Source organism: Phenylobacterium sp. (assembly GCF_030651185.1).
Classification (GTDB): Bacteria; Pseudomonadota; Alphaproteobacteria; order Caulobacterales; family Caulobacteraceae; genus Phenylobacterium.
In genome coordinates, this window is record NZ_JAUSCJ010000011.1 from 98,017 (window position 1) to 110,779 (window position 12,763).

At 68.7% G+C, this 12,763-nt stretch carries 13 protein-coding genes; 5 read left to right on the plus strand and 8 right to left on the minus strand.

What is annotated here, in order from left to right:
• Positions 1–186 precede the first annotated feature (186 nt).
• The 4 genes from Q7J39_RS03470 to Q7J39_RS03485 all read left to right on the plus strand — a co-directional run bounded on the left by Q7J39_RS03470 (position 187) and on the right by Q7J39_RS03485 (position 5,396).
• Entirely contained in the window at positions 187–2,505 is a 2,319-nt protein-coding gene (locus tag Q7J39_RS03470) for an ATP-binding protein (RefSeq protein WP_304820457.1), read from the plus strand.
• A 54-nt stretch (positions 2,506–2,559) separates the two neighbouring features.
• Positions 2,560–3,546, plus strand: a complete 987-nt coding sequence (locus tag Q7J39_RS03475) for a nitronate monooxygenase family protein (protein ID WP_304820459.1) — start codon at positions 2,560–2,562, stop codon at positions 3,544–3,546.
• A 76-nt stretch (positions 3,547–3,622) separates the two neighbouring features.
• Positions 3,623–4,348, plus strand: a complete 726-nt coding sequence (locus Q7J39_RS03480) for a carbon-nitrogen hydrolase family protein (protein ID WP_304820461.1) — start codon at positions 3,623–3,625, stop codon at positions 4,346–4,348.
• Between the two features lie 226 nt (positions 4,349–4,574).
• Positions 4,575–5,396, plus strand: a complete 822-nt coding sequence (locus Q7J39_RS03485) for a class I SAM-dependent methyltransferase (RefSeq protein ID WP_304820463.1) — start codon at positions 4,575–4,577, stop codon at positions 5,394–5,396.
• Between the two features lie 10 nt (positions 5,397–5,406).
• Here Q7J39_RS03485 and Q7J39_RS03490 read toward each other — a convergent pair whose 3' ends face one another.
• The gene (locus tag Q7J39_RS03490; protein ID WP_304820465.1) at positions 5,407–5,610 is read right to left on the minus strand and encodes a hypothetical protein; all 204 of its coding nucleotides are present in this window, start codon (positions 5,608–5,610) and stop codon (positions 5,407–5,409) included.
• 17 nt (positions 5,611–5,627) lie between these two features.
• Positions 5,628–6,482, minus strand: a complete 855-nt coding sequence (locus tag Q7J39_RS03495; protein WP_304820468.1) for a hypothetical protein — start codon at positions 6,480–6,482, stop codon at positions 5,628–5,630.
• Positions 6,483–6,800: 318 nt separating this feature from the next.
• On the opposite strand from Q7J39_RS03495, the gene Q7J39_RS03500 reads away from it, so the two are divergent.
• Positions 6,801–7,394 (plus strand): sigma-70 family RNA polymerase sigma factor, encoded by a 594-nt coding sequence (locus Q7J39_RS03500; protein WP_304820470.1) that lies wholly within the window; start codon positions 6,801–6,803, stop codon positions 7,392–7,394.
• A 240-nt stretch (positions 7,395–7,634) separates the two neighbouring features.
• Here Q7J39_RS03500 and Q7J39_RS03505 read toward each other — a convergent pair whose 3' ends face one another.
• Genes Q7J39_RS03505 through sdhC form a run of 6 tightly spaced genes read right to left on the minus strand, consistent with a single transcriptional unit; the run spans position 7,635 to position 12,681 of the window.
• The gene (locus Q7J39_RS03505) at positions 7,635–7,955 is read right to left on the minus strand and encodes a 2Fe-2S iron-sulfur cluster-binding protein (RefSeq protein ID WP_304820472.1); all 321 of its coding nucleotides are present in this window, start codon (positions 7,953–7,955) and stop codon (positions 7,635–7,637) included.
• A 19-nt stretch (positions 7,956–7,974) separates the two neighbouring features.
• A complete protein-coding gene (locus Q7J39_RS03510; RefSeq protein ID WP_304820474.1) occupies positions 7,975–9,204 on the minus strand; it encodes an NAD(P)/FAD-dependent oxidoreductase in 1,230 nt (409 codons plus the stop codon).
• Positions 9,205–9,262: 58 nt separating this feature from the next.
• Positions 9,263–10,045, minus strand: coding sequence for a succinate dehydrogenase iron-sulfur subunit (locus Q7J39_RS03515; RefSeq protein WP_304820476.1), 783 nt, complete (start codon positions 10,043–10,045; stop codon positions 9,263–9,265).
• Between the two features lie 46 nt (positions 10,046–10,091).
• Positions 10,092–11,879, minus strand: a complete 1,788-nt coding sequence (sdhA, locus tag Q7J39_RS03520; protein ID WP_304820478.1) for a succinate dehydrogenase flavoprotein subunit — start codon at positions 11,877–11,879, stop codon at positions 10,092–10,094.
• An 8-nt stretch (positions 11,880–11,887) separates the two neighbouring features.
• A complete protein-coding gene (sdhD, locus tag Q7J39_RS03525) occupies positions 11,888–12,274 on the minus strand; it encodes a succinate dehydrogenase, hydrophobic membrane anchor protein (protein ID WP_304820481.1) in 387 nt (128 codons plus the stop codon).
• Positions 12,274–12,681: a succinate dehydrogenase, cytochrome b556 subunit gene (gene sdhC, locus Q7J39_RS03530; protein WP_304820483.1), complete on the minus strand. Its 408-nt coding sequence runs from the start codon at positions 12,679–12,681 to the stop codon at positions 12,274–12,276. The genes sdhD and sdhC overlap by 1 nt, the downstream gene beginning before the upstream one ends.
• Between the last annotated feature and the right edge of the window lie 82 nt (positions 12,682–12,763).

The following is a 12,763-nucleotide window of genomic DNA, read 5'->3' on the forward strand; positions in this document are numbered from 1 at the left end:
GAAGTGGGCGTGAGCGCCTAGGGTGTGAGCGCCTGAAGTGGCCGCCGGTTCAGGCGCCCGTCACGCCCTAACTCTAGGTTTTAGAGCCTTTTTATCCGGTTCGGATGAGTTCATCCGAACCGGAAAGGCTCTATGTTCGATCCTGATGATTCGGCACAGAAAAGGCCTGACGCCCCGGGCGACGCGATGAGCGAGCTGGACCTGATCCTGGCCGCCGCCGCCGGCGCCGTGCTGCTGGCCATCTGCGCCACCCTCTGGGCCCTGGCCCAGCGTCGCCAGTCCGACGACAAACTGGACGCCCTGCGCAGCCGGATCACTGTGCTGGAGGCCGGCGCCGAGGCCGCCATGGCCTCGGCCGAGGCCTTCGACAGCGCCCTGCTCGCCGTCGAGGACGGCCACGCCCTGCTGGCGTCGGGCGAGGAAAGCCTGGCCGCCTGCATTTCCGCCCTCGGCCTCAGCGACGGCGATCCCCAGCACGTTGTGGCCGCCCTGATGCGCGCCGACCCCGACCATGCCCGGCGGCTGCGCGCCCTGTTCGAGCGCGGCGAGGCCTGCGCCTTCGAGGTCCAGGGCCCGCACGGCGTCGTCGCCGTCGAGGGCCGGGCCGCCGGCGCCCTGGCCTGGCTGCGGCTCTCGGCCGTGGTGGGGGAGGACGTCGGCCTGCCGACCGCCCCGCGCTTCGCCGCCTTCCTGGACACGCGGTCCACGCCGGCCTGGGTCGCCGCCGCCGACGGGAGCCCGGTCTGGGTCAACGCCGCCTGGCTGGCCGCCGTCGACGCCGCCAGCCTGGACGACGCCGCCGCCAAGGGCCTCTCCTTCGACAAGGCCGCCGATGCGCTGGCCGCCGAGGCCGCCAACCTGGGCCAGAAGCGCGAGGCCCTGCGGTGGTCGTCCTTCGCCGGCCGCCGCCGCGCCTTCCAGATCACCGCCCAGCCCCTGGAGGGTGGCGGCGTCGGGGTCTGGACCGAGGACGTCAGCGAGCTGGAGGAACTGCGCGAGGCCCTGAAGCGCCACGTCGAGGCCCACGACGAGACCCTCAACCACATCGCCGACGCGGTCGCCATCTTCTCCAAGACCAAGCGGCTGATCTTCCACAACACCGCCTTCGCCGACCTCTGGGGCCTGGAGCCCGCCTGGCTGGCCGAGCGCCCGACCCATTCGGAGATCCTCGACCGCCTGCGCCAGCGCCGTCGCCTGCCCGAGACCGCCGACTACACCAAGTGGAAGGCCAGCGAACTCGACCGCTACGAGGCCATCGACGCCAGTCCCGACGACATGTGGTCGATCCCCGACGGCCGCACCCTGAAGGTCGGCCGCCAGGTCCACCCCCTGGGCGGCATCGTCCTGCTGTTCTCCGACATCACCGGCGAGCTGCGCCTGAAGGCCCAGTACAACGCCCTGATCCAGGTGCAGCAGGCCACCCTCGACAAGCTCAACGACGCCGTGGCGGTGTTCGGGGCCGACGGCCGCCTGCGCCTGCACAACGAGGCCTTCGAACGCTTCTGGAACATCACCCCGCAACAGCTTGACCAGGCCCACGACTTCGAGGGCGTGGTCGAGCTCTGCATTCCGCGCCTGCACGACATGGGCTTCTGGCGCGAGCTCAAGGGCCGGGTGGCCGACACCGACCCCGCCGCCCGCGCGCCCATCTCCGGCGAGGTGAAGACCAGCGACAGCCGCATCGTGGTCTATCAGTCGCGCCCCCTGCCCGACGGCGCCACCCTGATCGCCTTCGGGGATGTCACCGACGCCCGCAAGCTGGAGAGCGCGCTCGCCGACCGCTCCGCGGCCCTGGCCGAAACCGAGCGGCTGAAGCGCGACTTCGTCGGCAACGTCTCCTATGAGCTGCGCACCCCGCTCACCACCATCATCGGCTATTCCGAACTGCTGGAGCGCTCGGGCGAGAACCTGTCGGAACGCGGCCGGGGCCATGCGGCGGCCGTGCGCAGCGCCGCCACCCAGCTGGCCCGCTCCATCGACGACGTCCTGGACATGGCCCAGATCGACGCCGACGAGATGGCGCTGGATTTGGAGGACGTCCACGTCGCCCAGCTGCTGAACGACGCCGCCGCCCGGCGCGCCGACGAGGCCGCCGCCGCCCAGGTCACCGTCAAGGTGGAGTATCCCGACGACATCGGCCTGATCCGCGGCGACATCAAGCGCCTGGCCCAGACCCTCGACCACCTCACCGAGAACGCCATCCGCCAGACCCCGCCGGGGGGAACGGTCACCATCTCGGCCCGCCGGGCGCTGGGCGAGATCCAGCTGCAGGTCACCGACACCGGCCGCGGCATCCCCTTCCACGTCCAGGCGCACATCTTCGACCGCTTCATCGGCCGCGAGCGGGGCGGTCCGGGCCTGGGCCTGGCGCTGGTGAAGTCCCTCGTCGAACTGCACGGCGGCTGGGTGGCCCTGGAGAGCGAACCCGGCGCCGGCGCCACCTTCACCTGCCACCTCCCCGAGGAAGCCCAGGGCGCGGCGGGCCATCCCGAGCTTGGGTTCTGAAAACCTCCTGCTAGTCTGGCGCCAACCAGACCAACACATTGCAGGGGACGAGACATGATCAAGACCAGGATCACGGAGATGTTCGGCGTCGAGACGCCGATCGTCATGGGCGGCATGACCGGCGTCGGCTACGCTCGCCTGGTGGCCGCCGTCGCCAATGCCGGGGCGCTGGGCTTCATCACCGCCCACCATTCCAGCAACAAGCAGGAGTTGCTCGAGGAAATCGAGCTGTGCCGCAGCCTGACCGACAAGCCGTTCGGGGTGAACCTCACCCTGCTGCCGTCGCTGAACAAGATTCCCTACGACGAGTACCGCGAGGCCATCATCGAGAGCGGCATCAAGATCGTCGAGACCGCCGGCCGCAATCCCACCGACCACCTGCCCGCCTTCAAGGAGGCCGGGGTGAAGGTGATCCACAAGTGCACCTCGGTCCGCCACGCGGTGACCGCCGCGCGCCACGGGGTGGACATCGTCTCCATCGACGGCTTCGAGTGCGCCGGTCACCCCGGCGAGGACGACGTCGGCCTGATCGTGCTGCTGCCGGCCACGGTGGACGCGCTGGGCGACGTGCCGGTGATCGCCTCGGGCGGCATGGCCGACGGCCGCAGCCTGGCCGCGGCCCTGATGCTGGGCGCCGACGGGGTCAACATGGGCACCCGCTTCATGGCCACCCAGGAGTGCGCCATCCATGAGAACGTGAAGAAGAAGATCGTCGAGAACACCGAGCGCGACACCCTGCTCACCAACCGCACCCTGCGCAACACCAGCCGCGTGGCCCGCAACGCGGTGTCGGAAGAGGTCGTGGCGATCCAGCAGGATAGCACCAAGACCATCGAGGACGTCCGCCACCTGGTGGCCGGCGTTCGCGGCCGCACCAACGTCATGGGCGCGGGCGACACCGACGGCGGCATCTGGACCGTCGGCCAGAGCCAGGGCCTGATCCACGACATCCCCACCTGCCAGGAGATGGTCGCCAACATCATGCGTCAGGCCGAACAGGTGCTCACCCGGAACGCCCAGCGCATGGTGGTGAGCGCTTAGACCCCAACGTCATCCCGGACGGCCGAGAGGCCGATCCGGGACCGCTGCGGCCGGGATGACGATGATGGATTGACCTATGCCCCGCATCGCCGCCGCCCAGACCCCGGAGTTCCGCGAGGACGTCGACGCGGCGCTCACCTATGCGCTCGCCGTCATCGCCGACGCCCAGGCCCAGGGCGCTGAGCTGCTGGTCTTCCCGGAAGGCTACCTGCAGGGCTACCTCACCGACGAGCCGCGCGCGCGCCGCCACGCCCTGAACCTGAGCTCCCCGGAGTTCGCGGCCATCCTCGTCCGCCTCCCGACCGCCGGACCGACGATCGTGCTGGGCCTCATCGAGGAAGAGCACGGCCACCTCTTCAATACCGCCGTCGTGCTCCGCCACGGAAAGCTAGTGGGCCGCTACCGCAAGACCCACCTGCTGGCCGGCGAGACCTGCTTCACCCCCGGGACCGACACCCCCGCCTTCGAGGCTGGCGGCGTCCGGTTCGGCGTCAACATCTGCTACGACACCAACTTCCCGGGCGCCGCCCAGGCCGTGGCCGACACCGGCGGCGCCCTCCTCGTCTGCGCCGCCAACAACATGATGAAGCGCCCCACCGCCGAGCACTGGCGCGACCGCCACAACCCCGCCCGCGCCGACCGCTGCCGCGAGACCGGTCTCTGGCTGATCTCCTCCGACGTCACCGGTGAACGCGAGGGGCGGATCGCCTGGGGCCCCACGGCGGTGCTGAACCCCGAGGGCGAGGTCGTCGCCCAACTGCCGCTGGACCAGCCGGGGTTGCTGGTGTTCGAGATGCCGTAACTCAGCCTTCCTTCTCCCCTTGCGGGAGAAGGTGGCCGGTCGGAGACCGGTCGGATGAGGGGTCACGCTCCCCTCTCCGCTAGTCTTAAAACGCCCCAACCCGAGAGGCCTATCGACCCCTCATCCGACCCTGCTCCGCAGGGCCACCTTCTCCCGCAAGGGGAGAAGGACCAGTATCCCAGGACCCGCCACGAACCCGATCCCCGCAAACACCCAGGAGCCGCCCATGACCGCCCCGCCCAACTGGAGCCAGGCCGCCGGCAACGCCTGGGTCGAGCTCCAGGACCTGATGGACGGCCTCTACCAGCCCATCGCCGAAACCCTCATCACCACGGCCTTCCCGGGCGAGGGCGGCGCGGTGCTGGACATCGGCTGCGGCGCCGGGACCACCACCCTGCAGATGGCGCGGCGCCTCGGTCCCCTGGGCCGCGCCGCCGGCGTCGACATCTCCGCCCCCCTGCTGGAGGCGGCCCGCGCCGGGGCCGAGGCGCAGGGGATCGCCAACGCCACCTTCCTGCAGGGCGACGCCCAGACCCTCGACCTGGGGACCGCGGCCTACGAGGCCGCCATCTCCCGCTTCGGGGTCATGTTCTTCGCCGACTTCGACTCAGCCTTCGCCAACCTGCGCCGCGCCCTGAAACCGGGCGGCAGGCTCGCCTTCGCCTGCTGGCGCAGTCCCGCCGACAATCCCCTGGCCAGCGCCCCCCTCGAGGCCGCCGCCCCCTTCCTGCCGCCGATCCCGCAGGCCGACCCCGACGCGCCGGGCCGCTGGGCCTTCGCCGACCCCGACCGCGTGCGCGGAATCCTGACGCGCAGCGGCTGGCGCGACATCGAGATCGCGCCTCTCGACGTCCCCACCCCCATCGCCCTGGACGACCTGATGCGGCTCACCTTCCGCCTGGGCGCCCTGCCGCCCCTGCTGCAACAGGCCGACGCCGCGACCCGCGAAAAGGTCCACGCGGCGGTGGCCGAGCGCCTGGCGTCCTATGAGGTTGAGGGTGTTGTGCCGATGACCGCCGCCTGCTGGCGGGTGACGGCGCGGGGCTAAGACCGGCTTGTCAGGCCGCTTCGAACGCCTGCACGAGCCGAACCTTCCAGTCCTGGTGCTCCCTCATGCCCTCGGCGGCAAGCACGGCGGTGGCGAACGCCTCAGCGTCGATCTCCGGCATGTCGACAATCCGTTGGGCGTCGTCGGGGCCGAGGCAAAAACCCCACTCGACGCAGATTTTCTCAAGAAGTAGGTCGCGCGCTTCGGGTGGCATGGCGGCACAATCCGGCATCAAGCTCTTGCGTTCAACGCTTCATAGGCCTTGGCCGGCAGCGCATCCGCCCGCGCCACCTTCTCCGCCCCGCGCGCCCAGCGGCCCTCCTCACGGGCCCAGGCCAGCATCTTGGCGAACTCAGGATCGCGCCTCTGCCAGGCCATCAGCGTCACGTAGTGCGGCATGCCCGGCGCCTGGGCGACCTGGCGCAGGGAGGCCCCGGTGGTCATCTCGGTGAGGATATGATCGAAAAGGGCGGGACTCAGGCGCGACGGCTTGGCGCTGCGGCGCATCTGGCCGCCGCGCTGCGCCAGCCGCAGGGCCTTGGCGAAGTCCGGCCGCAGCCGCTTCCACCGCCGGATATCCACCTTGCCCGGCAGGCCCTTGGCCGCTTCGATCCTCGCCATCGTCTCGCCCGCGTTCACGCGCTGGATGATCTCGTCGGCGATGGCCTCGTCATAGAATTCCCATTTGCGAAGCCGCATCCGCGCGGCCAGGGCCACCGCCTCCGCCAGCGCGGCCACGAACTCGGGCCCCTCGGACTTCCAGCGGTTCAGGCGCCTGCGGTTGGGCCACTCCGGCCGCCGCACCAGGTCGCGCACCGCGCGCCCGCGCTTCACCTCCATCAGGAAGGCCTCGGCCCGCGCAGGATCGAACACCGGCCCCGCCGTGGCGCTGACCTTCATGCCGTAGCGCCATTGCCGCGCGGAGATCATCTGCCGCGCGAAGAGGGGATCCTTCAGCGTCCAGCGATAGACGGTCATCCGGCTCGGCCACCCCGGCCGCTGCGCCAACTGGTGCAGCCGATAGCCCTTCTCCACCGCCTCGCAGATGCGGACCATCACCTCCTTGCGCGGATAGGCGGCGACCATGGGCGCAGGATATCAACGGAATGCGAAAAGAACAAAATAAGAACGATATTTCTTTGCCCGCCCACCCTGTGTCATCCCGGTTTCCGCGCCAGCGGAAGACCGGGACCCAGACGCACCGATCTTTCCGGAGGGCCCCGCGCGTCTGGGTCCCGGACAACGCTTCGCGTTTCCGGGATGACAGCAGTGGGCGCCCTCTCCGCCCCCCTCCCCACGGTGAAGATTCTTTTCGGAATGGCGGAGCTTTCTCGCAACGGCTGCGTTTGGTTTTCACGGGGGTTGGTGACGGCCCCCTCCGAGATGATTTCCAGAGGGCCTTTCATGACCGCGACCACGACCGCCGCCGACAAGGATTTCATGGGCGAACTGACCGCCCTCATTCCCCACATGCGGGCCTTTGCGCACTCCCTGTGCCGCAACGCCGTGGAAGCCGACGACCTGGCCCAGGACGCCCTGCTGCGCGCCTGGAACAACCGGGCCAGCTACCAGCCGGGCACCAACATGAAGGCCTGGACCTTCATGATCCTGCGCAACCAGTTCTATTCCGACAAGCGCCGTTCGTGGCGCTCGACCCAGCTCGATCCGGAAACCGCCGAACGCACCCTGGTGGCGGTCTCCAACCCCATCGCCACCCTGGAACTCGACGAGGTCCGCCGGGCCTTGGCCATGCTTCCCGACGACCAGCGCGAGGCCCTGATCCTGATCGGCGCCGGCGGCCTGTCCTATGAGGAAGTCGCCGACATCTGCGGCAGCGCCATCGGCACCATCAAGAGCCGCGTCAGCCGCGCCCGCGACCGCCTGGCCCTGATCCTGGCCGAAGGCTCCTATGACGAGGACGAGATCCTGCCGTCCTCGGCCATGGCCACCCTGATGAACACCCTGGACCGCCTGTCGGCGCCCCGCATGGCCGCTTAGCTAAAGAACCCCCTCCCGGAGCCCTCGTAGCTCCGGGACACACGAAGAAGCCGCCCCTGTCCTCACAGCGGCGGCTTTTTTCTGCGTCATTCAATAGGTGTCATCCCGGTTTCCGCGGCACGCGGAAGACCGGGACCACAAAGCACCGATATCTCCGGCATGCCCCTCGCATATGGGTCCCGGACAAGCGCTGACGCGCTTTCCGGGATGACACATCGAGGGACGCGCGGACGACGAGGTTTAGTGCTGGCTTTCCGGCATGCGGACCACCAGGCCGTCCAGCTCGTCGCTGACCTTGATCTGGCAGGAGAGGCGGCTGTTGGGCTCCACGTTCTCGGCGAAGTCGAGCATGGATTCCTCCATGGCCGACTTGGTGCCGGTCTTGGAGTCCCAGGCGGCGTCGACATAGACGTGGCAGGTGGCGCAGGCGCAGGCTCCGCCGCAGTCGGCGTCGATGCCCGGGACGTTGTTCTTCACCGCGCCTTCCATCACCGTCAGGCCAGCCTTCACGTCGATGACGTGTTCGGTTCCGTTGTTCTCGATATAGGTGACCTTGGCCATTTACTCCCCTTCGCCCGCCTTAAGCGGCGACCTCTTTCATGGAAACCGATGGATCCGCAAGCCTGTCGAGATTGACGTGTTTGCGGTTCCCGATGAGCTGACGGCCCATCATGTATTCCGGCGGGGCGTTGACCGCCTCCACCGATTGCACCTGATCGCCCTTCAGATGGAAGATGGCGAACTTGCCTGACGCGGGGTCGCCGCGCACCAGGATCTGGTCGGCGTCAAAGGGCAGGCCCGCGATCTGGAGCTTGAGGTCGTACTGGTCCGACCAGTTCCACGGCACTTCCGGCGTCGGCGCCGGCCGCCCGGTGATCGCGCAGGCCACCTGCTTGGCCTGTTCCAGGGCGCTGGGCACGCTCTCGGGGCCGAACATCCGGTCATAGTGCGGCAGCGGCCGGTGGCTGCAGTCGCCGATGGCGAAGATCGAGGGATCAGAGGTTCGCGCCTCCAGGTCCACCACCACCCCGCGGGCGGTCTCCAGTCCGGCGTCGGCGGCGATCTCGTCATTGGGCTTGCCGCCCACGCCGACGAGGACCGCGTCGGCGGGGATGGTGCGGCCGTCGGCCATCTTCACCCCTGTGACCTTGCCGCCCTCGCCCACCAGACGCTCGATCTGGGCGCCCAGTTCGAAGGTCACGCCGCGGGCCCGGTGATAGTCGGTGAAGAAGGTCGACAGCACCTCACAGGCGCTGCGCGACAGGATGCGGGCCTCCCGCTCAAACACGGTGGCTTCGGCGCCCAGGGCTCGGGCCGAGGCGGCCACTTCCAGGCCGATATAGCCGCCGCCGATGATCGCCACGTGGTGGCCGGGCTTGAGGTGGCTCTTCAGCTCCTCGGCGTCGGCGGCCGAGCGCAACGACAACACCCCTGAAAGCTCCGCGCCCGGCAGGGGCAGCTTGTTGGGCCGCATGCCGGTGGCGATCACCAGGAGGTCGTAGCTGAGCGTCGAGCCGTCGGAGAGCTCGACGAGCTTGTCGGCCCGCTTCAGGGCGGTCGCTGAGATGTTGGGCCGGAAGTCGATCTGGTTCTCGGCGTAGAACTCCAGCGGCTTCAGCGCCAGCGAGTCCGCGTCGGCCTCGCCCTTCAGCCAGGCCTTGGACAGCGGCGGCCGCTGGTAGGGTCCGATGGGCTCGTCCCCCACCATGGTGATGGGGCCCTCGAAGCCGTATTGGCGAAGCAGGGCCACGAGCGTGCCGCCAGCATGCCCCGCGCCGAGAACCACCACATGTGCGCTCACTGAACCCATGATAGCCCCATGCAGAAAAATGACGCCGGCGTCAACTTACCGAACAGAGTTCGGATGGTCAGACGACCCGTTCGGCCAGGGTCTTCTTGATCTCGGCGATGGCCTTGGCGGGGTTTAGACCCTTGGGACACACCTGGGCGCAATTCATGATGGTGTGACAGCGATAGAGCTTGAAGGGGTCCTCCAGGGCGTCCAGCCGCTCGCCGGTGGCCTCGTCGCGGCTATCGATCAGCCAGCGGTAGGCGTGCAGCAGGGTGGCGGGACCGAGGTACTTGTCGCCGTTCCACCAGTAGCTGGGGCACGAGGTCGTGCAGCAGGCGCAGAGGATGCACTCATAGAGGCCGTCCAGCTTCTCGCGGTCCTGCGGGCTCTGGATCCACTCCTTCTGCGGCTCGGGCGTGGTGGTGTGCAGCCAGGGCTCGATGGAGGCGTACTGGGCGTAGAACATGGTCAGGTCGGGGATCAGGTCCTTGACCACCGGCATGCTGGGCAGGGGGGCGATGGAGCACTCGTGGCCCGGCTCGTCAGCATGGCCGTGGGTGCAGGCCAGCGTGTTGCGGCCGCCGATGTTCATGGCGCAGGAGCCGCAGACCCCCTCGCGGCAGGACCGGCGGAAGGCCAGCGTCGGGTCGATGGTGTTCTTGATGTGGATCAGGACGTCCAGGACCATGGGGCCGCAGTTGTCGATGTCCACGTCATAGGTGTCCCACCGGGGGTTCTCGGTCCCCTCGGGGTCGTAGCGGTAGACCTTGAAGGTCTTGGTCTTGCCCGACCCGGCCGGGGCCGCGTGGTGGCGGCCCTTCTGGACGCGGGAATTCTTCGGCAGGGTAAGTTGGACCATCAGACGCGTTCCTTGGAATTCTGGATCACCACTCGACGTCGCTTGCCTAGTACACCCGCGCCTTGGGCGGGATGTAAGCGATGTCATTGGTCATGGTGAAGTCGTGCACCGGCCGATAGTCGATGGCCACCTTGCCCGTGGCGTCGTCGAACCAGGTCAGGGTGTGCTTCATCCACTCGCCGTCGTTGCGGTCGGGGAAGTCCTCGTGGGCGTGGGCCCCGCGGCTTTCGGTGCGGTTGTGCGCGCCCACCACCGTGGTCACCGCCTGGCCGATCAGGTTGTCCAGCTCCAGGGTTTCCATGAGGTCGGTGTTCCACACCATCCCTCTATCGGTCACCTTCAGGTCAGAGCGCTTGGCCTGGACGGCGTCCAGACGCTTCGCGCCCGACGCCAGGCTGTCGCTGGTGCGGAACACCGCGGCGTCCTCCTGCATGGCCATCTGCATCTCAAGGCGCAGCGCCGCCGTGGTGGTGCCCCCCGAGGCGTTGCGGAACTTGTCGAACCGGGCCAGGTGAGCGTCGCTCTCGGTCTTCTTCAGCTCGGGCTGGGTCGCGCCGGCCTTGATGGTCGCCGCCGTCCGCAGGGCCGCCGAACGGCCAAACACCACCAGGTCGATCAGCGAGTTGGACCCCAGCCGGTTGGCCCCGTGCACCGAAACGCACGCCGCCTCCCCCACCGCCATCAGCCCAGGCACCACCTTGTCGGGATTGTCGCCGTCCCGAGTAACCACTTCAGAGAAGAAGTTCGTGGGGATGCCGCCCATGTTGTAATGCACGGTCGGGAGCACCGGAATCGGCTGTTTCGTCACGTCTACGCCGGCGAAAATCTTGGCGCTTTCCGAGATGCCCGGCAGGCGCTGGTGCAGGATCTTGGGATCCAGGTGATCCAGGTGCAGGTGGATGTGGTCCTTCTTGGGACCCACGCCGCGGCCTTCACGGATCTCGATGGTCATGGCGCGGCTGACCATGTCGCGGGGCGCCAGGTCCTTCACGGAGGGCGCATAGCGCTCCATGAACCGCTCGCCCTCGGAATTGGTCAGGTAGCCGCCCTCGCCGCGGGCGCCCTCGGTGATCAGGCAGCCGGCGCCGTAGATGCCGGTGGGGTGGAACTGGACGAACTCCATGTCCTGAAGGGGCAGGCCGGCCCGCAGGGCCATGCCGCCGCCGTCGCCGGTGCAGGTGTGGGCGCTGGTGGCCGAGAAATAGGCCCGGCCATAGCCGCCGGTGGCCAGGATCACCTGCTGCGCCTGGAACCGGTGCAGGGTGCCGTCGTCCAGCTTCCAGGCCGTCACGCCCCGGCAGACGCCCTCATCCATGATCAGGTCGAGGGCGAAGTACTCGATGAAGAACTCGGTCGAGTGGGCCAGGGACTGGCCGTACATCGTGTGCAGCATGGCGTGGCCGGTGCGGTCGGCCGCCGCGCAGGTGCGCTGGATCGGGGCCTCGCCATAGTTGCGGGTCATGCCGCCGAAGGCGCGCTGATAGATCTTCCCCTCAGGGGTGCGGCTGAAGGGCACGCCCCAGTGCTCCAGCTCGTAGACCGCGGCCGGCGCGTTGCGGCAGAGGTATTCGATGGCGTCCTGGTCGCCCAGCCAGTCCGACCCCTTGACGGTGTCGTACATGTGCCAGCGCCAGTCGTCCTCGCCCATGTTGCCGAGGCTGGCCGAGATGCCGCCCTGGGCCGCCACGGTGTGGGAGCGGGTCGGGAAGACCTTGGAGATGCAGGCCGTCTTCAGGCCGGCCTGGGCGCAGCCCAGCGCGGCGCGCAGGCCCGAACCGCCAGCGCCGACGACGACGACGTCGAACTTGTGATCGATGAACTCATAAGTCGCCATGGGACCGATCAAGCGCCTCCCAGCGCGACCTTGAGGATGGAGAACACCGCCAGCGAGCCCATCAGGGCGCAGACGAAGAGGTTGAGCAGCAGCAGGGCCGACTTGCTGAGGGTCGTGTGGATATAGTCCTCCACGATGACCCGCATGCCCGCATGCATGTGCAGGAAGGACACCGCTGTCAGCAGGACCATCAGCACCGCGTTCAGCGGCTGCGAAATCCAGGCGACGGCGCCGTAATAGTCGGTGCCGGCCAGGGTGATGACCCCGAAGACCGCCCAGAGGACGAGGGGAACCAGGGCCACCGAGGTGACCCGCTCGGCGAGCCAGTGACCGACGCCGTGCTTGGCTGAGCCGAGGCCGCGGGCGCGGCGCAGGGGGGTGCGGTAATTTTCCATCAGAGCGCTCCCGTCATCCAGGCTATGGCCCAGACCGCCAGGGTGGCCGCCACGGCGAAGGCGAAACAGGCGATGGTCGCCATGTTGGCGATGGGCAGCGCGAAGCCCTTGCCGCTGTCCCAGAACAGGTGCTGCACGCCCTTGGCCAGGTGGTAGAACAGCGAAAGGGTCAGGCCGAACAGCACCAGCTTGCCCAGGGGCGACCCCAGCAGCTCCATGAAGGCCTGGTAGGCGTCGGGCCCGGCGGCCAGCGACAGGGCCCAACCGGCCAGGATCAGCGCGCCGCCATAGAGCGCCGAGCCGGTGATGCGGTGCAGGATCGACCCCACCATGGTGGCATGCGGCCGCCAGCCCATGAGGTGCGGCGACAGCGGCCGTTCACGGGGCCCTTGGGTGGTCTCTGTCATGGCTGTTTCCGAGAGGACGAAGCGGCTCCGCTTTTAAGCGCCGGGCGCCAGGTGTCAACGAAGCCGGGCGTGGGCCGCCGGC

Bases quoted from the DNA above. Each gene is read 5' to 3' on its own strand.
- Q7J39_RS03515 (WP_304820476.1), bottom strand. From the start codon at position 10,045: ATGGTCCAACTTACCCTGCCGAAGAATTCCCGCGTCCAGAAGGGCCGC.
- Q7J39_RS03495 (WP_304820468.1), bottom strand. From the start codon at position 6,482: ATGGTCGCCGCCTATCCGCGCAAGGAGGTGATGGTCCGCATCTGCGAG.
- Q7J39_RS03505 (WP_304820472.1), bottom strand. From the start codon at position 7,955: ATGGCCAAGGTCACCTATATCGAGAACAACGGAACCGAACACGTCATC.
- Q7J39_RS03475 (WP_304820459.1), top strand. From the start codon at position 2,560: ATGATCAAGACCAGGATCACGGAGATGTTCGGCGTCGAGACGCCGATC.
- Q7J39_RS03510 (WP_304820474.1), bottom strand. From the start codon at position 9,204: ATGGGTTCAGTGAGCGCACATGTGGTGGTTCTCGGCGCGGGGCATGCT.
- Q7J39_RS03500 (WP_304820470.1), top strand. From the start codon at position 6,801: ATGACCGCGACCACGACCGCCGCCGACAAGGATTTCATGGGCGAACTG.
- Q7J39_RS03470 (WP_304820457.1), top strand. From the start codon at position 187: ATGAGCGAGCTGGACCTGATCCTGGCCGCCGCCGCCGGCGCCGTGCTG.
- Q7J39_RS03485 (WP_304820463.1), top strand. From the start codon at position 4,575: ATGACCGCCCCGCCCAACTGGAGCCAGGCCGCCGGCAACGCCTGGGTC.
- Q7J39_RS03490 (WP_304820465.1), bottom strand. From the start codon at position 5,610: ATGCCACCCGAAGCGCGCGACCTACTTCTTGAGAAAATCTGCGTCGAG.
- sdhD (WP_304820481.1), bottom strand. From the start codon at position 12,274: ATGGAAAATTACCGCACCCCCCTGCGCCGCGCCCGCGGCCTCGGCTCA.
- Q7J39_RS03480 (WP_304820461.1), top strand. From the start codon at position 3,623: ATGCCCCGCATCGCCGCCGCCCAGACCCCGGAGTTCCGCGAGGACGTC.
- sdhA (WP_304820478.1), bottom strand. From the start codon at position 11,879: ATGGCGACTTATGAGTTCATCGATCACAAGTTCGACGTCGTCGTCGTC.
- sdhC (WP_304820483.1), bottom strand. From the start codon at position 12,681: ATGACAGAGACCACCCAAGGGCCCCGTGAACGGCCGCTGTCGCCGCAC.